The organism is Virgibacillus sp. Bac332, assembly GCF_003667785.1.
GTDB lineage: Bacteria > Bacillota > Bacilli > Bacillales > Amphibacillaceae > Virgibacillus > Virgibacillus salarius.
The window spans coordinates 3,349,882-3,372,837 of the sequence record NZ_CP033046.1; the positions used below are offsets into that span (position 1 = coordinate 3,349,882).

14 protein-coding genes and 2 pseudogenes are annotated in these 22,956 nt (G+C 33.3%); all 16 read right to left on the bottom strand.

What is annotated here, in order from left to right; all coding sequences use genetic code 11:
- Positions 1–345: 345 nt before the first annotated feature.
- Positions 346–11,787: a non-ribosomal peptide synthetase gene (locus D9782_RS16045; RefSeq protein ID WP_121605185.1), complete on the bottom strand. Its 11,442-nt coding sequence runs from the start codon at positions 11,785–11,787 to the stop codon at positions 346–348.
- 66 nt (positions 11,788–11,853) lie between these two features.
- Positions 11,854–12,327: a pantetheine-phosphate adenylyltransferase gene (gene coaD / locus D9782_RS16050; RefSeq protein ID WP_121605186.1), complete on the bottom strand. Its 474-nt coding sequence runs from the start codon at positions 12,325–12,327 to the stop codon at positions 11,854–11,856.
- Positions 12,328–12,383: 56 nt separating this feature from the next.
- Positions 12,384–12,812 (bottom strand): 3-hydroxyacyl-ACP dehydratase FabZ, encoded by a 429-nt coding sequence (gene fabZ / locus D9782_RS16055; protein WP_121605187.1) that lies wholly within the window; start codon positions 12,810–12,812, stop codon positions 12,384–12,386.
- Positions 12,813–13,281: 469 nt separating this feature from the next.
- Positions 13,282–13,413, bottom strand: a complete 132-nt coding sequence (locus D9782_RS23815) for a hypothetical protein (RefSeq protein ID WP_256365752.1) — start codon at positions 13,411–13,413, stop codon at positions 13,282–13,284.
- A gap of 136 nt (positions 13,414–13,549) precedes the next feature.
- A pseudogene (locus D9782_RS16065) lies at positions 13,550–13,784 on the bottom strand (IS3 family transposase); the annotation flags it as partial.
- A 43-nt stretch (positions 13,785–13,827) separates the two neighbouring features.
- On the bottom strand, positions 13,828–14,010 hold the full coding sequence (locus tag D9782_RS23025; protein ID WP_162986417.1) for a hypothetical protein: 183 nt from the start codon (positions 14,008–14,010) through the stop codon (positions 13,828–13,830).
- Between the two features lie 377 nt (positions 14,011–14,387).
- Entirely contained in the window at positions 14,388–15,146 is a 759-nt protein-coding gene (locus D9782_RS16070) for a hypothetical protein (RefSeq protein ID WP_121605189.1), read from the bottom strand.
- Positions 15,147–15,305: 159 nt separating this feature from the next.
- A complete protein-coding gene (locus D9782_RS23635; RefSeq protein ID WP_240455863.1) occupies positions 15,306–15,569 on the bottom strand; it encodes a DinB family protein in 264 nt (87 codons plus the stop codon).
- A gap of 169 nt (positions 15,570–15,738) precedes the next feature.
- The gene (locus tag D9782_RS16080; protein ID WP_026680528.1) at positions 15,739–16,341 is read right to left on the bottom strand and encodes a DedA family protein; all 603 of its coding nucleotides are present in this window, start codon (positions 16,339–16,341) and stop codon (positions 15,739–15,741) included.
- Between the two features lie 252 nt (positions 16,342–16,593).
- Complete coding sequence (locus tag D9782_RS16085) at positions 16,594–17,868, bottom strand: hypothetical protein (RefSeq protein ID WP_121605190.1); 1,275 nt, start codon at positions 17,866–17,868, stop codon at positions 16,594–16,596.
- Positions 17,869–18,119: 251 nt separating this feature from the next.
- The gene (locus tag D9782_RS16090; protein WP_162986418.1) at positions 18,120–18,860 is read right to left on the bottom strand and encodes a hypothetical protein; all 741 of its coding nucleotides are present in this window, start codon (positions 18,858–18,860) and stop codon (positions 18,120–18,122) included.
- 189 nt (positions 18,861–19,049) lie between these two features.
- Complete coding sequence (locus tag D9782_RS16095; RefSeq protein ID WP_121605191.1) at positions 19,050–19,520, bottom strand: SRPBCC family protein; 471 nt, start codon at positions 19,518–19,520, stop codon at positions 19,050–19,052.
- A gap of 59 nt (positions 19,521–19,579) precedes the next feature.
- A complete protein-coding gene (locus D9782_RS16100; RefSeq protein WP_121605192.1) occupies positions 19,580–20,173 on the bottom strand; it encodes a DUF1062 domain-containing protein in 594 nt (197 codons plus the stop codon).
- 803 nt (positions 20,174–20,976) lie between these two features.
- The gene (locus D9782_RS23640) at positions 20,977–21,402 is read right to left on the bottom strand and encodes a YbfB/YjiJ family MFS transporter (RefSeq protein WP_240455864.1); all 426 of its coding nucleotides are present in this window, start codon (positions 21,400–21,402) and stop codon (positions 20,977–20,979) included.
- A gap of 3 nt (positions 21,403–21,405) precedes the next feature.
- Positions 21,406–21,756 (bottom strand): annotated as a pseudogene (locus tag D9782_RS23645) (YbfB/YjiJ family MFS transporter); the annotation flags it as partial.
- Between the two features lie 20 nt (positions 21,757–21,776).
- Positions 21,777–22,844: an NAD(P)H-dependent flavin oxidoreductase gene (locus tag D9782_RS16110; RefSeq protein ID WP_121605193.1), complete on the bottom strand. Its 1,068-nt coding sequence runs from the start codon at positions 22,842–22,844 to the stop codon at positions 21,777–21,779.
- Between the last annotated feature and the right edge of the window lie 112 nt (positions 22,845–22,956).

Here is a 22,956-nt window from a genome sequence, read left to right on the forward strand (position 1 = left end):
ATCCATGTCAAACCATGTAATTACGTCTATCTTTGAAAAACGGTGTTTTTTTGCTGTATTAACTTCTTCAAATGACAATTATTGTATCACCCCTTTTAACAAAGTAGATGACTCATCAAAGAAACCGTGCCAAATAGTTAAATCAGTATTTACTACATGTTTTTTTAAAATGGAATGTAGGCTTAAATCTTTCATTTTTATTCACCAACTACTTCTATATTCTAATATTATTGACCAAATTGGTTATGGCATTTTCAATTAAATCTATTTAGCACCTTCTTAAAAGGTAAGGGGAGTTAAAGTTAGTCCCCCCTTACAACAAAGATACCCTCACAAAAATGAATATTAGATTTTCAAAGTAGCTTTAACTTTGTTTAGGATATTTTGAATAACATTAGAATTATCTTGGAGGTTAGGATTAATTAACATTTCGTCATGCACTCCATAACCTTTGTACCTAATGTATTTGTTAGTTAGGGTGTCCCAATGTTGGAAATTTTCACCACTATCTTCCGCTTCAACTAAGTGGATCCTACCGTGAATCTTACCTTTATTAACTAAGCTATATATATAACTGTAATATCCTTTGATTTTGTGAAACAATTCTTCTCTGGTAATCTCGTTAAAGTAATGCGAATATTTTTGTTGGGATATAAAGTATTCTACATCTTTAGATGTTTGTTCTTCTATACTATTCTGACTTGTTATCGAGGTATTAGATTCTGCTCTAGAGTCTAACATGATAAGATCAGAAACTTCATAACCTTTACTCTCCATATACTGAGCCAATTCAAAAATTAATGGTCCCCCGGCAGAATACCCCATTAATATATAAGGTCCCTCATTTTGAATATTTAGTATGTTTTCCATATAAATACTCAAGCGATTCTCATGATCAACAAAGTCAAATGCATATAATGTGTGTGACTTTATATTTTTAGCTAGACTTGAAAAAAATGTTCCATATCCTGTGATTGGTGGAAAACAAAAAACATTGTAATCTTCTTTTTTCTTATTAAGTAAAAGTATTGGATTATCATCCTTTCCGGGATTGCTTTTAATGTATTTTGCAAACTCCTTTATAGTTGGATATTGGTAAACAGACTTTAGAGAAACTGGAATACGAAAACTCTTTTTGACTTTACCTATTAGAGAAATTGCTTTTAATGAGTTACCTCCTAAATCAAAGAAATTTTGATTGGTACCTAATCCCTTTTTATAAAGTATTTCTTCCCAAATTTCAGTTAGCCTTTCCTCTAACTCGTTATTAGCCGCCAGTGGCTCTTCATTACTTATATTAGAGCTTAGTTCCAGTAAGTTTTTATCTATTTTACCATTATGATTTAGTGGGATTTTTTCAACCTGAATTATGAAAGATGGAACCATAAAAGATGGTAATTTCCCCAATAAATATTCTTTTACTTTCGAGGTGATTAACTCATGATCTGAAGTGACAAATGCGCTAATACAAGCTTCCCCTGCCGCATCTACTTGATCTATAACAGCCACATCTTTAATTAATGGGTGCCTTAACAAAACTGTTTGAATTTCACCTAATTCTATACGATATCCCCTTACCTTAACTTGTTGATCAGCCCTTCCTAAAAACTCAATATTCCCACTCGGTAACCAGCGCCCAAGGTCCCCAGTTTTATATAGTCTGCCCCCATGAACAAAAGGGTTTGCTATAAATTTCTCCTCAGTTGTTTCGGGTAGGTTTAAATACCCTCTTGCTAAGCCAATACTTGATATACATATCTCACCAGTTACTCCAATAGGTTGTGGCTTTAATTCGTTATTTAGGATATAAACTCTGGTATTATCGATTGGCTTCCCTATTGGGATTATGTCTAGCGTATTATCTACTCCATCCCAAAGAGTTGCTTTAACTGTAGATTCAGTTGGTCCATACCCGTTGTTGTATATAGGTTGCCATTTTTCAGCCAGCTCGAGTGAACTCGCTGAACCAGCCGAAACTATCGTTTTCAAACCTCCCATCTTACTACGTCTGAGCTGTCCAAGGTAAGCCGGGGGTAGAATTAAATTTGTAACATTAAACTCGTTAACATATTGTTCAAAAAGAGTGTAATCTTGAATTACTCTTTTTGGTATAAGCACTAGTGTTATCCCCGAAATTAAAGAAGTCCAAATTTCCTCTACCGAAGCATCAAAAGAAATGCTTGCAAATTGACCAATCCGACTTTCTTCTTCTAATTTAAACACCTTTTGATTATGCATTACCAAGTTAGGTACTCCAATGTGTTCCATCATCACACCTTTTGGTTTCCCAGTTGTACCAGAGGTGTGGATAATATATGCAAGGTCGCGGGAACTATTGACCAATTTAAGGTTACTAGTTTCTTTATCGTAATTTTTACAATCTTCAGCGTCGATCCACGTACCATTATATGTGATATTCTTAATCAAATGTTCGATGTTTTTTTTATCACTGATTATTAAGTTAGATCCACTGTTATTGATAATATATTCTATACGTTCTATTGGATAATCACTTTCAATAGGTAAGTAGGCACCGCCTGATTTTAGAATAGCTAATATTCCTGTAATCATCTCGATAGACTTATCCATTATTATTCCTACAGGCTGATCAGGTCTTACTCCTTTATTTCTTAAGGTTCTAGCTAATTGATTAGCTCGCTTATTTAGAGCCTGATACGTAATCTCTTCACTATTTATAATGACAGCTGTTTTGTTAGGTACTCTTATCACTTGTTCTTCAAATAACTCTTGAAGAGTTTTATCTTCTGACACATTCTTATCCGTTTTATTAAAATCTACTATAACCTTTTCTTTCTCTTTTTCTGTCAATATGTCAATGTTTGTTAACTCTATATCAGGATTATCTGAGATAGTATATATTACATTCTTAAAGTGCTCTATAACCGAATCTATAAAATTTCCATCGTATTTATTTTCGTCATACTGGAATTTCAACTCTAATCCTTGGCCAAGGTAGAAAATCAAGTTTAAAGGATAATTGGTGTGCTCCTTCGCCTCTATGCCGCTCACATGAAACCCTAATGACTCATCCCAATCGGAAGATTTCATTTCATCACTCATTGGATAATTTTCAAAAACTAAAATATGATTAAACAATTCTTCAATAGCTGAAGCTTTCTCTTGAATCTCATACAAAGGTGAGTAAGCATATTCTTGAGATGACAAAGATGTTTTATTAATTGTTTGAACCCACTTTGAAAAAGTTGTATTCTCTGCTTTTATGCGTACAGGGATAGTATTTATAAATAAACCAACACCCTGATCTATACCATCAATATCTGGATCTCTTCCAGATACTACTGTACCAAAAACAATGTCGTCCTTGTTATTGTATTTCTGTAATAGGATAGCCCAAATACCTTGCACTATACTATTTAGTGTAACCTCATATTTTTTGGTTAAATGGAATAATTTCTCTGTCATAGACTTATCTAGACTCATTAAACTTTCCTTTAATTCCATACTATCTTCATTATTATCTCTAGAAGGTAAACCCACCAAGTCTTCATATCCACTTAAAAGATCTTTCCAGTAATCCATTGCTTCTTTTTTATCTTGTTTATTTAACCAATCAATATAGTCCGAATAAGGTAAGGAATCATTTGCAATCAGTACATTACCCTCCCTAAGGGAACGGTAAATTTGGAAGAGCTCTTTTAAAATTAGACTATTACTCCATCCATCTACGATAATATGATGAGTGCTCCAAATCACCTTATATTTTTCATGAGCTACTTTCAAAACCATTACTCTTATCAGTAAATCAGTTTTTAGATTGAAGCCTTTTTTCCTATCCTTAAGTTTGAGAGATTCTATAAAGTCATTTATTTCTCTATTAGTTAAATAAGAAATATCTTCAAACTGTACTTTAAGTTCTCTCTTATCCATTACAATTTGCTTTGCCTCTGTTAGCCCTTGATAAAAGAAGTTAGTCCTTAAGGATTCATGTTTATTTATTAATTTGTTGATACTTTTTTCAAATTTCTCTATATCTAGCTCACCATTAATATCTAGACACATTTGCAGAAAATACATAGTTGATGTTTCTTCGTATAGCACATGGTACAAAATACCTTCTTGCATTGGAGAAAGATTATATATCTTTTCAATACTGCGACCACTACTAATTGTTTTTCTAATGCTTCTTAATTCTTCAATTGAAAGCCCATTCTTTCCATAGTCACTTGGAGTCCTTTCTGGGTTACTGCAATTTAAACAGAAATGGATTAATTTCTCTAAGTTATCTTTGAACATTCTTCCTAAGTTATTAATGTTTTCTTCAGTATATTGCTTACTATTATAATTAATTTCCATCCTATATACGTTGTCTTTAATCATACTATTTAAATCAATAGCAAACGTTCTTTCAAGATTTTGACTTATCGACCGACCGTTATTAAAAGAGAGAATATTAAATTGGTTATTTTCATTTTCATGACTGAACTGGCCCAAGTAATTAAAATTAACCTCAGGTTTACTTAGTAGGTTTTTTTCTGGATTGTCTCTTTTGGACAAGTATTTATAAACTCCATAACCTATCCCTTGATTGGGGATTTTTCTTAGTGTTTCTTTAACTAAAATAAGATAAGCGGAGAAGTCATTTTCTTTGTATATAGGTTTACTAGGTAGATCTAGCATCACGGGAAATTGAGTGGTAAACCATCCCACAGTACGCGTGATATCCACATCAGCCGGTATTTCCTCTCTTCCATGCCCCTCCATGTTAAGCAGGACACGATCCCTGGAAGCCCACTCTTTTAAAGTTATTCCTAATGCTGTAATTAAAATATCATTTATTTCTGTGTTAAAAGCTTTATGAACATTTTTTAATAAATATTCGGTCTGTCGAGAGCTAAGTTCAACAACATGTTCACGACTATCTTTATAAACATCTTTGTTTATAACGTTATCTTTAGGTAAATCTTCAACTTGTTGATTTTCTATTTTTGACCAATAATCTTTTTCATCTTTAAAATTTCTACTATTTGCGTAATTTCTCAACTGTTCAGCCCACTCTTTATAAGAAGTGGTTTTAGAAGTCAACTTGATATTATTAGAAGATGAGGCCTGACTTATACCAATATTAATATCTTCTAGTAATATCCTCCAAGAAACCCCATCCACTACTAAATGATGAATTACCAAGAGTAAATAATCTCCTTCTAATGTCTTGAATTGAACAGCTTTCATTAACGGACCTTTCTCTATATCCATACTTTCTTGTAACCTATTCGCTCTTTCATTTATATGTTCCCTGACATTATTACTTGGTATCTCCTCTATCTCAAAGTCATATGCTCCTTTATCAACCCCTTTATTTAACTGCATCCACTCATCTTCTTTTAAAACATAATTCATCCTAAGGGCATCATGATGCTCCACGATCTTAGAAAGGGTTGAGTTAATTGTATTTGGGTTAACTGCCTCTTTTGAAAACAGAAGAGCAGATTGATTAAAATGATGCTTATCAGTAAAGTCCTGCTCAAAAAACCACTCTTGTATTGGGGTCATAGGCACTTCACCTGTCACAATTTCCTGATTAAGTTCTTTATTTATGACACTTAATTTTCCGCCTAATTTTTGTATAGTCGGATGCTCAAAAATAGTTTTAACCTTTAAGTCATAACCAAGAGATTTTAGTTTAGTAGATATTTGGATTGCTTTTATCGAGTCACCACCGATAGTAAAAAACCTATCATGAACGCTAATTCCCTTGATGCCCAGTATTTCTTCCCATACCTTTAATAAGACCTTCTCGTTTTCGGTTTTGGGAAGCACAACATCTACCTTCACTTTAGGCTCATTTTCTTCCAACTTCAACAAGGTTTTTCGATCTACTTTTCCATTATGAGTTAGCGGAATAGTATCTAATTGGGTTATAAATGAAGGCAACATAAAACTTGGTAACTTTTCTAATAAATAGTCATTTATATCTGAAGCTTTTAACTTTCGATGTGAAGTTATAAAAGCGCTTATATAGGTTTCTCCTGTAGTATTCATATGGTCTACAACCGCTGCATCTTTAACTGACTTATGGCTCAATAGTACTGATTCAATTTCTTCTAATTCGATACGATATCCTCTTACTTTTACCTGATGATCTACTCTTCCTAAAAATTCAATATTGCCATCAGATAGCCAGCGCCCCAGATCCCCTGTTCGATACAACCTTTCTCCAGAAATAAAGGGACTACTAATAAACTTTTCATCAGTTGTTTCCGAAAGGTTTAAATATCCTCTGGCCAGACCAATTCCTGATATACATATTTCTCCAGATACACCGATTGGTTGGGGTACCAGTGAATTATTTAGAATATATACTTTAATATTATTCATAGGTTTACCTATAGGGACATTAGAAGATTCACTTAATCCATTACGATTTTCCCAAATAGTTGCTTGAACTGTTGACTCTGTCGGTCCATATGCATTTATAAGTTTCTTCCCCCAATTTTTCGCTAAATCTGCTTTTATAGCTGAACCTGCAGAAATGATCTTTTCCAACGAACACATAGTATTTGGTTCAAGATGTCTTAAATAAGTAGGCGGCAACACTAAATGAGTAACTTTTTTAAAATTAACATACTTTTCAAAGTCTTTGTAATTTTGTATGACTTCACTCTGTATAAGTACTAAAGTACTCCCAGTTAAAAGTGCCGTCCAAATCTCATAAACTGAAGCGTCAAAAGAGATGCTTGCAAATTGACCAATCCGACTATCCTCGTTTATATTAAACACCTTTTGGTTATACATCACTAAGTTAGGTATTCCAATGTGTTCCATCATTACACCTTTTGGTTTTCCTGTTGTACCGGATGTGTGAATAATATATGCAAGATCTCGGGAACTATTGACCAATTTAAGATTGCTAGTATCCTCATTGTAATTTGTACAATTATCAGCGCTGATCCATATTCCATCAAATGAGATATTTTTAGTTAAGTATTCTATGTTTTGTTGATCACTGATTATTAAGTTAGCTCCACTGTTGTTAATTATATATTCTATACGTTCTATAGGATAATCACTCTCGATAGGGACATATGCACCACCTGACTTAAGAATGGCTAATATTCCAGTAATCATATCAATTGACTTATCCATTACTATTCCGACAGGTTGATCAGGTTTTACCCCTTTATTTCTTAAGGTTCTAGCTAATTGATTAGCTCTCTTATTAAGTGTCTGATACGTAACTTCTTTATTATTTAAAATAAGTGCCGTTTTGTTGGGTACTTTTAATACTTGTTCTTCAAACATCTGTTGAATAGTCTGATTTTCTGGCACATTCTTATCTGTTTTATTAAAATCAACTAAAACCCTATCCTTTTCTTCCACTGTCAATATGTTATATTCTTCTAGTGTCTTTACAGGGTTTTTAGTTATTTGGTCTATCAGTTCCATAAAGTGATTTGATAAGCGAATGATATCCTTTTTATTAAATAAATCATTGTTAAACTCAATTAGGCAATTTAAAGTGTCCTTTTGATCCTCAATCAACAAAGAAATATCAAATTTCGAAGTATCCATATCTATTTCTTGGGGGGTCGACCTAGTATCTTTAAGGTTAAGACTATAACTTTCAAAATCTTGCACACTAAACATAGTATCAATGATTGGGTTTCTATTTACTTCACCAGTCACACCTAACTTTTCTACCATTTTCTCAAAAGGAAACTCTTGATTCTGCAAACTAATTAAAGACTTTTCTTTTACTTCTTCTAAAAATTCACAAAAAGTTTTCCGCCCATCTGGAAAATTTCTTAGAGGCAATGTATTTACAAATACCCCCATTATTTTACTTAAATCAGCATGCGCCCTTCCAGCTACTGGAGAACCTACAATAATGTCAGTAGACTTTGTGTATTTATATAATAAAGTGTTATATATTGCTAATAGTGTCATATAAATTGTTGTATCTGATTTTTTTGTTAGTTTTTTCAGGTTCCTTGTAAGCTCCCGATTTATTGTGAATTTTACTTTATCACCTGAAAAGCCCTTAAATGAAGAACGTCTTTTAACTATTGGAAGTTCTAATGATTTATTTCCATTCAATTCTTCTAACCAGTACTTTTGTTGGCCATTTAATTTATGTGATTCTAAATTTTCATTTTGCCAAACCGCAAAATCTTTGTATTGGATAGGTAAATAATCTAACTTCTCTCCGTTATATATGTCGCTTAACTCTTTTAAAAACATTTTCAGCGATGCTCCATCAGAAATAATGTGATGAAAGTCTAAAAGAAGCACATACCTTCCTGTATCCAATGTAATTAATTCTGCTCTAAAGAGAGGAGCTTGACTTAAATCAAATGGTCTTATGAATTCTCTCTTTCTTGTTTTTAACTCGCTTTCTTCTAATTTCTTTCTTTCTAAAGAAAAATCTACATAATTAGAGATTATTTGTGTGAATTCTCCATCTTGAGCTTTAAATGATGTCCTTAAGGCCTCATGACGCATTATTAAATTGTGAAATGCTTCTTCAAGAAGTTCCTTATTTAAATCACCTTTAATATAGAAACCAACCGGAATATTGTAAGCGGTAGATAGTGGATTCATTTCATTTATGGCTATTAACCTCTTCTGTGCTGAAGAAACAGGGTAATATGATTGCTTTTTTGCACGTGGAATTTCTTCAAACCTTATAATATCTAAACTTCTAATATAGTTAGATAGTTCTCTTATAGTAGGATGCTCAAAAATAACACGTACTTGGACATCTACGTTCAGATGCTTGTGAATATTAGCCATAAGCATTAAAGCATTCAGAGAATTCCCACCCAATTCAAAGAAATTACTGTTAGCACTGATACCTTCACAATTTAATACGTCATTCCAAATAGTAATTAAAGTTTCTTCAAGATTATTTTTTGGAGGTTCATAAGTTTTTGTGAGCTTATGCTCCTCGCTTGGTTTAGGTAGTGCCGCTTTATCAGTTTTACCATTGACGTTAAGTGGTATCCCTTCTAATTGAACAATAAATGGAGGAATCATATAATCTGGTAGTTTGGTAGAAATGTATTCTTTGATTAACGAAGGGGCAATATTCTCACTAGCTACTATATAGGCGCAAAGATATGTGTCACCATGATTATTCTTGAAGTCCACTACTTTAGCATCATCTATATTTTTGTGAAGTGTGAGTACTGATTCAATTTCTCCTAACTCTACACGATGACCTCGAACTTTCACCTGATTGTCATTTCTTCCTAAGAATTCTATTTCCCCCGTTGGAAGCCACTTTGCCAAATCACCAGTTTTATACATTTTTTCATTTGAGTCAAAGGGGTTTGGAATATACTTTTCTTTAGTCAATTTTGGTTTATTAATATAACCATTAGAAACTGGCATTCCAGAAATATACATTTCCCCCGCGATACCAATCGGCTGCAGCTTTTTATATTTATTCAATATATATATTTGGGCATTAGTAATTGGCTTACCTATTGATGGCTTTTCTGGAATATCCCCCTTAGGTTCAATGGTTTTGGTAGTTACTACATGAGTTTCTGCAGGTCCATAGTGATTGTGTAGACTAATATTATTTTCAGTTAGATAATTTTTAATATTTGATGTGACGTGAAGTTGTTCTCCAGCTGTAATAATATGCTTAATACAGTTAGGCACTTGTTTCTTATAAGAATGAAACAAGCTTTTTAAAAACGCAGCAGGAAGAAATAAAACCTCAACTTGATATCTTTCAATTAGTTTTAATAGTTCCCCTACATTATGTCTGGTTTTGTTTGTTATAAGGTAAAGTGTCCCCCCACCCAATAATGCTGAAAATATTTCTTGTAGAGAAACGTCAAAACCAATAGATGTGAACTGAAGAACTCTTCCGTTTTCAGGTATATTCGTTTCTTTAAACTGAAAATTCATTAAATTTGTTATAGTACGATGTGAAACATTTATCCCCTTAGGTTTACCAGTTGTGCCAGAAGTGTAGATTGTATACGCAGTATCATACGCTGTGGTAGCTACACGAGGATTTTGTACACTTCCTTTTACTGGATTTAACTTGTCTAGGTTTATTAAGATAAGCTCTCCTAAAGAAAAAGAACTTTTCTCTGGACTAAGTGCTGTGTTATTGGTCAATAAAAAGCTTACTTGACTATCTTTTAACATATAGTTAATTCTTTCCTTAGGATACTCTGGATCTATTGGAAGGTAGACTCCCCCTACTTTTAGAATGGCCAAAATTCCGACGACCAACTCTAAGGAACGCTCCATCATTAAACCTATGGGTTGACCAGGTTGAATTCCTCTTCCTATTAATTCATGTGCAAGTAAATTTGCTCGATTATTTAATTCATCATAAGTTAATTCTTCATTTTTATACACTGCTGCTGTATTCGTACCCATTTGTTTCACTTTCTCCTCAAAAAGTGACAATACTGTATGATGTTTATGTTTAGGGCTTTCAACTATCGAACCATTAGAACTATTGAACTGATCTAAGAGTTTCGTGCGCTCTTTCTTAGTGCATAACTCTAAGTTTAATACTTGTTTATTAGGCTTTTCCAATATCTCATTTAATAGCTGGAAGTATCTATTAACAATCATTTCAGCTTCTTGATCGTTAAATATATCCAGCCTGTAGTCAAAGTGCAGGTATATTTCTCCTGTGTCCATTCTCTTTTTAAAATGAAAGTAGAATTCATTTAACTCTTGCCCTCCGAAAACGCCTTCATAATATACATTACTATCGTCCATGGGAAACTCTTGATATTCAAGGGCAATTGTATATAACTGTTTTAATTGGTGTGATTTATGCTGTCTCCTAAGCTCAGATAGCAAGTTATTATATGGAAATTTATAATGACGCATTATTTGCTTTTGCTTACTTTCAACTGCTTTTATAAAATTTAATGTAGTTTCTCCATAATCCACGGTCATTCTAAGTGGTGTAGTGCTAACGAACATTCCTAGAGAATCTTTCTCTCTTGAAGTACGGTTTGCAAAATTGGTTCCAATAACTATATCATCAGAATTAGTGTATCTAGAATAACTTATGTATAATACAGAAGTTAATAAGGTGTTTATGCTAACATTATTATCTTTACAAAAGAAATCCATTTTTTCTTGTAATTTTTTTGGTATATATTGTTCTAACCTATTAGCATTAGTACTAGTATTGTATAGCTTTTCTGTCCTTTCATCTAAGTACTCCGGAAAATCCACAAATTCATTTAGCCAAAAATCTTTATCTTTAATATATCTTCTAGATCTTTCATATTCCTCATCGGAATTTAAGTACTTGAGTGGATTTTTTTCTAATGAATCGTCTTCCGCTATAATTTTATTGTAAATTTTTAATATCGATTTAGTAGCTATAGTTGTAGATATACCATCAATTATAATGTGATGAAACTTTATGTATAATACCGTTTCCTTGTTTTTTAATTTAATTATTTTAAACTGGTACAACGGTGAATCATAAAGCTCTAACGGTTCACTTGTTTGTTCTTGTAACCATTTGTCTACACCACACGAATTTATGGATTCTTCTGATATAATTGGCACATGAATAGGCTTATATTCACTAACATATTGGTACGGCTCGTTGTTTGCATTTTCTTTTAAGCGTACCCTCATAACATCTTCTGAATATATAAACTTCTCTATTGACTCTTTTAACTTCTCTACATCAATGCTCATTTTTATGTGTATTTTAAACCCTAAGTTTGATAAGGACGTATATGGAAATAGCTTTTCTGAATACCAAACTCTTTTTTGAGCATTTGTTAAAGGATATAAATCTGTCATTAATACTTACCTCCTATTTAAACTATTTAAAATAATGCGTTTTCACATAGACCTTTGACCAACTATTCAATATTTACTTTTCAATGCTTTCAATACATGCTCAGGAACATATTCAGGTAGATCACGTCCTTTATTATAATAAATTTCTTTAATAAGGCTTGAGCTTAAGAAAGAATATTCTTCTGTTGAATGAATGAAAAACGTTTCGGCCTCTCTATGCAGCTTTTTATTTGTTAAGGCCATTTGTGCTTCATAACCGTAATCTGTAACTGTTCTTAGTCCTTTAATAATCGCCTTTATATTATTTTTTTTCATGTAGTCAACAAGTAGCCCATTAAAAGAAACTACTGATACATTGAATTTATGTAGAAATTCAGTCTCAATAAGATCTTTTCTTTCTTCTATTGAAAATAAATACTTCTTTTCAGAGTTAATCATAGCGGCTACTATGATTTCATCAAAGAAGTAACTAGCTCTATTTATGATATCAATGTGACCATTTGTAATAGGATCAAAACTACCTGGGTAGATCGCTTTCATGTTATATTCATCAACCTTTCTTAAATGTTAGTCTAAAGAAGCTCAATAAATATAAGTCAATTAATATTTTTAATTGCAAATAATAAATCCGCCTTACATACTGCCTTTTCATTAACTGTGGCAACCCCTCTTCCTCTTCCTACGGTACCTTTCAGCCGTAAAATTTCTACATCTATCTCCAAGCAATCACCAGGTAACACTTGTTCCGTAATTTTACAGTTATCTATTCCAGCTAAAAAACCTATTTGATTTTTATTTTCTTCTTTGCTCAGTGCTATAGCACTCACTTGAGCAAAAGCCTCAATTATTAAAGTCCCTGGCATTACTGAATGATTGGGAAAATGACCATTAAAAAATTCTTCGTTTAATGAGACATTTTTAATTCCTTTTGCCCTTTTACCTTCTTCTAACTCTGTAACTCTATCTACTAAAAGAAACGGATATCGATGTTTAATTAACTCCTTAATTTTATCCCCATTTATCATATATACTCCCCTTTTCAATTTATTTCTGTTAAATATAACATAAAATAGAATTAATTACCAAATTTCATACAACCTTTAGGCGATTATATAGTCACCCTATTAAATAAACTGTCGATGTTTACCTAAAAATGTACACTGTGGCTTAAATTTCACAATGTCAATAATTTATTAGTGAACGCTTTTCATTGTCCGAGAAAAGGAAAGCTTTGTCACTTTTAATTGATTACTTATTTAATTAAGATCTTCATTCCAATCTTTTTTAGAAGGGGAATCATTAAATGAAAGCGATTTAGTAAATCAATTTTTGATATTTAGTCACAAACCTTCCCGGCCTTATCATTATCTGTACAATAGATTATGCGATGCACCTTGCGACCCTCCTCCCCATTCTTTTAATCTCATCAATCATTGTCAGCCTCTTAAGTCCAGACATGGAAACTAATCGCGTATTTTGATCAGAACCCACGATCTATCCATGCTGTTTCCACTTAAACACCACATTACCCGCAATTAAGTCTTTACTATCAAGCCAATTAACAATCTTAGGGTGAATTTTCCGTTCATTCACAAGATAATCCTTAACCTTTGTCCTATCTTTCACTTCATAATTAGAAGGATATATAAGGCTCTTTAGGCTTTTGCTCTTGAAAATTGTCTTTTACTTTATAACCTTGCGCATTCAAATATATAACAGCTTCCGGAAAGCTCATTCCATAAAATGGATTGTCGAAACAAAACTAGATAATTTTATTAAGGTGTCTCTTCTTGAACTCAATCGGTCTAAGATAAGCCCAGGGTGCCATGAATTCGGATATGATTATACCAGTGAACATAATCAAATAAGGCCAGGTCCAGTTGTTCCTGGCTTTCAAATGTTTCTCCATAAACAAATTCAGTTTTAATCACGTTATATGTAGCTTCAGCTACCTCATTATCATAGGGGCAGCGCTTCATACTCAAAGAGCGATTAATTTAAAAGGTTTCTAATAACAGAGGAGTAATATTGTTCCATCTCTTACAAATACTTATTTATTATCTTAACCCAGCCAACTATTGCTAATGTGAACATAACACCCCAAAACACACTTCTGCGCCATATTCGAGGTATAGCAAACCAGTAAGCCACAATCTTCAACGATAAATTATCTTTTTTATAATTGTTCTTATCGATATGTACCACTCCAATCGTTATGTTCATACTATTAAGGGATAAAAAAGGCTATAGCTTGATCTTGCTCAGTCATTAATGGATGAACCAAGACTATTTCAATTCGAAACTTTCACCTTGTTCCGTTAAACCCCATTCTTTTAAATCTAAACGATGTTGTAGCAATAGTTGATTAAATTCACTAATAACTAAAACCGTTGAACCATCTTATAATCAAGGGACTACATCCAATGGTTTCTCTCATTGAATGGCATAATTAAATTCTAAATAGAACTGCTATCAACAATTATTTCAATACCACTTGAATTTTCACAATACGCTATACCATGCAAATAATACAGTTCCCCCTATTCAACTGTGTCCGTATACGGGAATACTGAAAATGAAGAGGAATCAAAAAGAACCTCCTAAAGCTCTCTTTCAATTAATAAGAGTCTCTTCTTGTATAAAACAATATTTAAGGAAATGATTAACAAAAAAATTCCTATTATACTTGTTGAAATAGGATATATGAAAGGAAAAAAGTGATTTGGATAACCTTTTGTAATGTCTGAGTAATATCCCATAGACATAAGTGAAGTACCAGAAAAATTTATTAGCTTAACACCTAATTTATTATCGTTTCTCTCGGAGTATTTTAAAACCTCTTCACTAACATCATTGTCTTGAGTAATAGTGATTATTTTCCATTCCCTGCTTTTCATTGGTTGGTTGTTATCTGTCAATCTCTGAACTATGTTTATCTGTTTTTTACCAGTCAATTTGTCAGTAACGATTACTATATCGAACCACGAAAAATATCTCCCCCCTCTATTACGGTTAGAAAGCCATATCTCATCAGGCTTGGAAATTTCTTCATCATTCAATAGAAGATGTATTTTCACTATGTCTCCAGGAGAAACATTCTCGTCTTGATCCCAAGAAGTTAATGGTGCCTTCTTACTCGTTTTTTCTTCTATTATTTTAATGTTTTTATCATTTATTGTCAGTTCTGGAACAGCCTCCATATCTCCAAATACTTGACTATCTTGATAAGCGTGATGTATTTCGTATCGTTCGTTTATTTGATGTTCAATCCAATATTCACGAAGGATATAAAATAATGGAATAATAGAAACTATTAATAATATAAGCGAGAAACTAATAAGCACACTGGTCTTATTCACCCATAATTCCTCCCTTTATACATAGAGATTCAAATTATATCTTAAACTATTCTACTAGTTCGTACATTTACATGAGCTTACTTTTTTAATATGTTGCTTAATTAAAATGCCCTTATAGGTAAGATGGCGCGCTGCTTTTTATTCCGTCCTTGTGCCTGTTTAATGTTCGCATTTTACTACCGTCAGGATACTGATACGCTTGAATTGAATGGCTGTTAGATTTTTAAGTAAGTATGTCCAGCGCTCATGTAGGCTTTCTAAGAGCTGTAATGAAACATTACTAGGCAACTCACAATCTATTAACCTTGCCCATTCACTTACTTCATACGTTTTAATTACCGGATTTTCTTCTGTCAAAGCTAATTTCATTCGCATATATCCGTTTAAATGGCTATCTAAAACATGGTGAATAAGTTGACGTATATTCCAGCTATTTTCTCTATATGTTTTTGTTAATTTTGATTTATCTAGGGATACAGTAACGCCTTTATACGACTAGGTAGTGTGCTCATTTCTTTAATCCACATTTGAATATCTTCTTCTCTTACTTCATTAGGACAGTTAAATGACACGGCCTTCAGCTTTATAACAATTACCTTCTTCTTTTGATAAATAGGTACAATAAAATTATAACGAGTAAGATCAGTATAGCGTAAATCACTCTTGAATAAACATCCATATAATCTACAATTGTTTCCCATGAACCACCTACTGAAGCACCTAAGCACACGAGAACAATATTCCAAATCAACGTTCCTAATGTTGTAAATAAAAGAAAGATGCCAACATTCATATTTGACATACCTGCAGGGATAGAAATCAAACTACGAATTAAAGGAACAAAACGACAAAAGAAGACCGTCCAAGGACCATATTTATCAAACCAAGCATCAGCCTTGTGAATATCGTTTTGTGTTATACGAAGAATATGTCCCCATTTACCCACGATCTTTTCTAATCTTGCTACATCAAGTTGTAAACCGATAATATATAGAACAATAGCTCCAATAACTGAACCTGCTGTTGCTGACGTTATTACACCAATAATACTAAGTTTAGAAGTGATTGTCATAAAACCTCCAAACGTTAGTATTACTTCAGAAGGTATTGGAGGGAAAATATTTTCAAAGGCAATTAACAACATAATGCCCATATAACCAAACTCATCCATAATTTCCGCTAACCAATTTTCCATACTCTTCCCCTTTGTTTCAAGATATGCTTGTGTGTATTTTCTTTGTAAAACTCGTTTCCATTCTGAACGGTATCCATATTTCTCTTTAGCATTCCCACTTCAAAACATTCCCTAATTATACCATATTTAGATAGATATATATAAAGAAGATTCAATTCAAATTTTTGTGGATTTGGATAATTTCCATAAAAACCCTATTGAAGAGGGATCCGATACCTTTACCTCCCAACCTACAATATGTACTTTTCTGGTTCACAAATCATTTAACGCAATGACTTTGCCACTGCTTGCATTCACCCCATATTGACAATCTAATTTACCACACAAAACATATTGTTTCTCTTCGAAGTCATATACATAATAAGGCTTTAACTCGTATAGTTCTTTTAATTTTTTATATGCCTCCTCCTTATCAATCGTGGCTTCATCTGATGCTTGAAATTGGTCAAAGATATCCAACATCGGTTTGTTATCTACATAATTTATGGATCGAAAGCAGTTGGCATCAATTATGACAATAAGTTTTCTTTGAAATACGTAATTAACTTGTTTTTTTGCTCTTAAAATTGCATGAATATAACCTCTGTCACGGTACAGCATTTTGAGAATCCAACTTCCTGAGCCATTTGGATACTTTTGAAGTAAAAAGTCTTTGACTGCTAATAAACACTTCTCTTGCTCTTTCTTAGTAATCGGACAAGAATCAGGACTTGGCTCAGATGAAAATGCTTGTTCTGCAGTTACCTCTTCAGTCCAGCTAATTTCTTGTCTTTTAAATGGTTTTTTAATTGTCTTATTCTTATCCAAAAAAATGGTTCTATCGATGTTTATATAGGATCTTACATCAACGATAAATTCAAATGGAATCGCCGTCATTTGATCATTGGTAATATAAACTTCTTCTACTCCATATGTAGGAATTAATCTTTTTTGTTCATGTGAAGGAAATTCAATCAACTTCAATTGTTCCTTTGCCAAATGTTCTATCTTATCAAAAGAGAGTGTATATGTTTCTTCTTTTATAATCTCCTTAGAAGGAAATTGGCCATGAACAGCAAAAAAAGTCAGCTTCCCTTCTGCGTCAAATTCTATTTCAACAGAGCCAGCCGGAGAAACACTAACCCCATCAATTACTTCTTTAAATAGAAGTCTCCCTTCCTCTTCCTTATGAAGTTTCAATTGTCTCCCATAAGTTAATCCAGTTTCCTGTTCCATCCATTTTATGATGTCGTTTGTATGAAGACCTGCAAAGCTAATTCCGTTATTTGCATATGTCTTATCCATTACAAAAATAGCGCTAACAAACTTATGAGAATAGACGTTGACTTCAATAACTGCTGTGCCTTCCGGATTAGAATCATCCTCTGGTTCTTGTACATGATCAGGAAACCATTCCATCGATAATGTATATACGGTTTCGTTGAAGATATTTACATACCGATTAAGTCCGTGTCTTTTTAAATAGTAGTTATCTAAGCCAAATTTCGTTTTTGTAATATCAATTAATTCTTTTATTTTACTATTCATTTACTTCTCCCCTACAACTTGTGTATATGGTTTTAAAAAATTATACCACTATCTGGCTCTATTAATTAACAGTTGTCGCATCGTTATATCAGATTTGCGCCCCTTTGCGGAAAAATAAATGACATTTAAGAACTTCTAACAGGTCGTGTGCGTAAATACATAACAATGTCGTAATAGTAAAAGGCTATGGTTATCCAAAATTCTACATCCAGAAAGAACCAGTGATATTTGCAATACCTATAAGTTTCATACTATCCATCCTCATTAATAATTGGAAGCAACCGATATTCCCAATGAGTTCTACATTCATTCAATTTATAATACCCTTCTGTCTCATCTTTTGAAATATATCCACATTGCTGACGCGCATTATTAAAAACGTCTTGTACTTCATTATTTGATGCTCTATAGTGACTCAAATCTGGAAAAACCTCAATCCATCCCTGCTTGGCATCTTTATCATACCTTGATTTCAAATCATAAATAAGCACACCTTTGACCCCTTCGTTCTTCACTACTCTAATTTCACTTTCACCGTTTTCTCCAGCGACTTTCATAAACGCTTCAAGTATATCTTTATTTTTTAAATGATTATTATTTAATACAATTTCATCTTCATTTGGAACATATTCTTCCAAAGGTTCTTCTTGGCTTTGTTCCCCTGTTGAGTTATTATGTTTTTTCACTTCCTGTTCAAAGTTTGTGCCATCAGCAGAATCCGTTCCTGTCTCTGGTTTGATATTTGATGCATTTTGTGTATCTTCGTGTTCAGATGAGTTGCCATTTGTATTCTGCGTTGCGTGACTATCTGTTAACTCGTTGTTTAATATAGCATTTGAATCCTCAGATGAGTTTCCGCAAGCAGCTAATATAACTAATAGTACTGTAAACATTATCATTACAAATTTATGATTATTTTTCATCATTACACTACCTTTCTTCTGTAAATCTATTCCTAAACAATAGGGAGAAAACACTTTTTGTAATGTCAACACTAAACTGGACAAAAAGTATAAGTCAGCTTCTTGAATTCTACAGACGTTACATAGCCTATGTGTTCCATAAATCCGAATGTTGTTGAACCAATAAACATAATCATCATTTCTCCTAAAAACTTGGTATTAATTTGATGATATAATTCTCATTTAATTATTTTGAGTGAGTTCTTCTAAAACGAGGCCCTATGGTTGAATGAGCCATTCGTTATTTTCAGCAATTCTTTTTAGTTCTTTAGCACGAGTATCTATAAACCTTTTCATGTATTTTTCCAAAAATAATTTGTCGGCCACCACTCCAAGAATACCGAATGGGGATTTGTATTCAAAAGTATCTATCATAAGGGTCCCTCCTGTTTCTTTTACAAATTGATGTGTATGAGTGAAGGAACTGAAAGCGCCTTTTAGTATAATATCTACAAACTCGTTAGGCTTCTTCATATCTGTCACTTTAGCTGTTAGTCTTTGTTTAATATCAAAATGAGTAGCTTCCCATGTGACAGTATCACTTTCTTCTAATAATCCTCCAGTCACCCCATCTACCACTTTTTCATTTGTTTTTGCTGTGGTTTCAAGATGTATATCTACGTTTCTTGCAAGGTCAAAGCATACTTCTACAGGCGCTTTTATAAATTGCTTATGTTTAATAGTCGACATCTATATTCCCCTTATTTAGAATGTTTCTTATTATTTCTAATAACAACGATAATGGACTATTATGTCAAAGCATCAACTTTGTACCAATCACCAATGACTGTAATTTGTAACTCATCTATAACCTTGCTCTTCATTTTAATGTTTGGATTTAGTAAAATAGTTCCATTCTGAGACAATTCATTTACTTTTGACCTTGAAATGGCAAAGATTTCTGCTATTAGTTTATCTATTCTAAGACCAAAATCATATTTATAGCAAATTCTAATAGTGACTTCGCTAGATAGTGGATTGAGCTTTTCTTTTCTTAACTCGTACCGTATATCTGTATTTACATCATTACATAGCTTTCTTAATTTGTTGATTTGAAAAGCATAGTACCAAATTGTCTCTTTATCATTATTCATAAACTTTTGAATGAGCGTAGACTCAATTTTATTGATATTTACTCTCGATAAAATAGGGTAATTCCAAGTTCCCTCACAATGTATACAGTTATAAATAAGCCAAATATCAACTAATTTCTGATTTGCATTCATCCTGAATTTCTCACTACAATAAAATTCTGTGTTCGTTTTACATTTACTACAATTTCTTTTTATATAAGGTGTTTCCAGAGCAATGATCTCATAAGTAAATAAATGATGAAAACTCATACACACGATCCTCCTAATTATTCAGAGGAACGCAACAACGGTTGAATGGAGAAAGATTTCCCATTTAAAAAAGCGGAATACCTTATAGGTATCCCGCTGGAATTAAAACAACTGACTATCCTGCGTTCCCTGTAATGGTTAAAAATAGGCACACTTCTCCCGTGATTGAACAATCATGTTCAAAAAAAGAAATGTACTATTTAGTTACTCAACCATTACAAGTATGCTGGCAAATCCAATTCCACCTTCCGTATTTCTCCTGTATATAGTATACCACTTTTATGTTTTAAATCAATAATTTCTAATATTTAAATAATAATTGAATCATCAGTATTATATTCATTGCTATATTCCTTTTGGTAAGCAGATAAAATGATGAAAAGAAAAACATAGCAAAATATAAAAATCTTAACTTATGAAAAGTTGCATGATTTTCTGGTCCAATCCATCAAGTCTAACATTAAGCATACTCAATCTTATAGCCGTTATTTACTTGTAAATGTTGTTAGCTGCATCAAAAATAAGAAGCAAAAAGTTTTAGATTAATTCTAAAACGAAAGACGACATTAATCGGGCGGCCCAACATTATCTATTTGCCGTTATCTTTAGTAAATACCTACTTAATCGGATTCTATATACTCAAAACTTTTTCAATTCAATGGCTCATTGAGGAAAATTAACTGTAAGTCCTTTCGGTATAACATTTATTAAACTGTTCAACTTTTTGGTTTTCAAATCATTTTGGTAACCAGAGCCCCTACGGGATCCTATCGTAATCCAACATACCCTGCATTAACGAACCATTAGCTGAAAGCTTCTTTTTGTCCAACCTGTTTGTAATTACCAATATACAATAAAATTATACCTACTAACAAAATCACTGATGCAAAAATTAGCGCTCCATTATAATCACTAGTACGGTATGTCAACATCCCTGCAATGATGGGACCTATAATTTGTCCGATCCCGTATGAAGCTGTTAAGTATCCAATCGTCTTGTTGCTATTTTGAAAGGATAAGCTTTCCCCTTTAGATACAGTCAAAGTAGTAATTCCCATAAATGTTCCTCCGAATAAAAAGGCTCCTAGAAAAACACCAACAGCACTGTGCGTCAGAACCGGTAGTATGACTCCAAGGATCTGGGCTGTGAATGCTCCATACAAAGCGTTACTACCATAAAAAATGCCCGACAAGGATTGACGTTTATGAGCTTCAAGCGTTTCTAACACAATTCCAGAAGCTAAAACAAATACAAGTCCACTGCTTATTCCGGAAACCAGTCTCAAGATCAACCAAAATACAGAATTGAAAGTTACCCCCATTAGGATGGTCGTGATAATGTTAATAACCAGATAGAACTTTAAATAATACGCCTTTCCTTTTTTTCAACTATAAAAGCTGGCAACCAATGCGCCGAAAAGATAACCGAGATAATTAGAGGAGGCTAAATACCCGGCCATCTTTTCGGATAAATGGACGTCGTGTTGCATAAAGGGAAGAATAGGAGTGTAAGCAATTCTTCCGATCCCCATAACAATCATTAAAGAAGCCATTCCAGCTACTAGTGCATAAACAGTTCTCATCCAATATCTCCCCTTTTTCCTTATCTGTATTTCACAAGATCATCAACTTGAGAAACGATGTCTGCAATTATGGAAGCAGCGGATTTTCGTTTGCTTAATCGAGGGCTTTGACCGCTCCAAAGATGGACCCATTCCGGTCTATTTTGTTTGGCTGCCTCACTTCGAATCTGTTTGGTCAATGTGTGTTGCACCGGGTAACCTGGGAGGGACCGTTCATATGGAGCCATTTTCGTGATAAATTCATTTTGAATCCCTCTTGCTGGTTTACCACTAAATGCCGAAGTGATGACTGGATGCTCCTCGGTGCTGGTCAAAATCGCCTCGATTTGTTGCTTATTCGCTCCACTTTCCAAACTGGTAACAAAAGCGGTTCCCATTTGAACGGCTTGGGCTCCCAGTGTAAGAGAAGCCAAAACACCTCTCCCGTCCATTATGCCTCCTGCGGCAATTACCGGAATATTGACATGATCAACTGTTTGCGGAATAAGCGCCATCGTTCCAATCATGGCCTTATCAAATGATGCCGAAAACGTTCCACGATGACCTCCAGCTTCACTTCCCTGCATAACGACCATATCTATACCGTGTTCTTCATTGATCATTGCTTCTTTAACAGTAGTTGCTGTCCCCATAACGATAGTACCTTTCTGTTTTAACTGTTGAACTTCTTCTTTAGAAGGAACGCCGAATGTAAAACTGCAAACAGGCACCCGTTCTTCTAAAATAATTTCCATTTGCTTTTCAAATAAATGGGTCAACGGTTTTGTAACTTTCGGTTCCGTTAATTTTAATTCTTTGCGAAAGGGACGCAATAATTCATTGGCTTTTTCAATTTCCTTTTCGGATACATTCGGTGTTTCAGGAATAAAGACATTGACTCCGAAAGGCCGATTCGTTAATTTTTTGATTTTCTGAATGGTTTGCTTCATATGTTTCGGGTTCATATAACCAGCACCTAGAGTCCCAAGTCCCCCAGCATTGGAAACAGAAGCTATAAGTTCCGGTGTCGTAGTCCCCCCTGCCATTCCTGCTTGAATAATCGGATATTGAATGTCTAGTTTCCTAGTAATCTCGTTCTCATGCCACAAATCATTATTCCTCCTTACAATGGTAATAATTAAAAGGGTTTCCAAAATCCTATATCTTGATTATAATTGGAGTAAAAACACACGTAAAATGATGTTTTTTATTGCTTGTCAT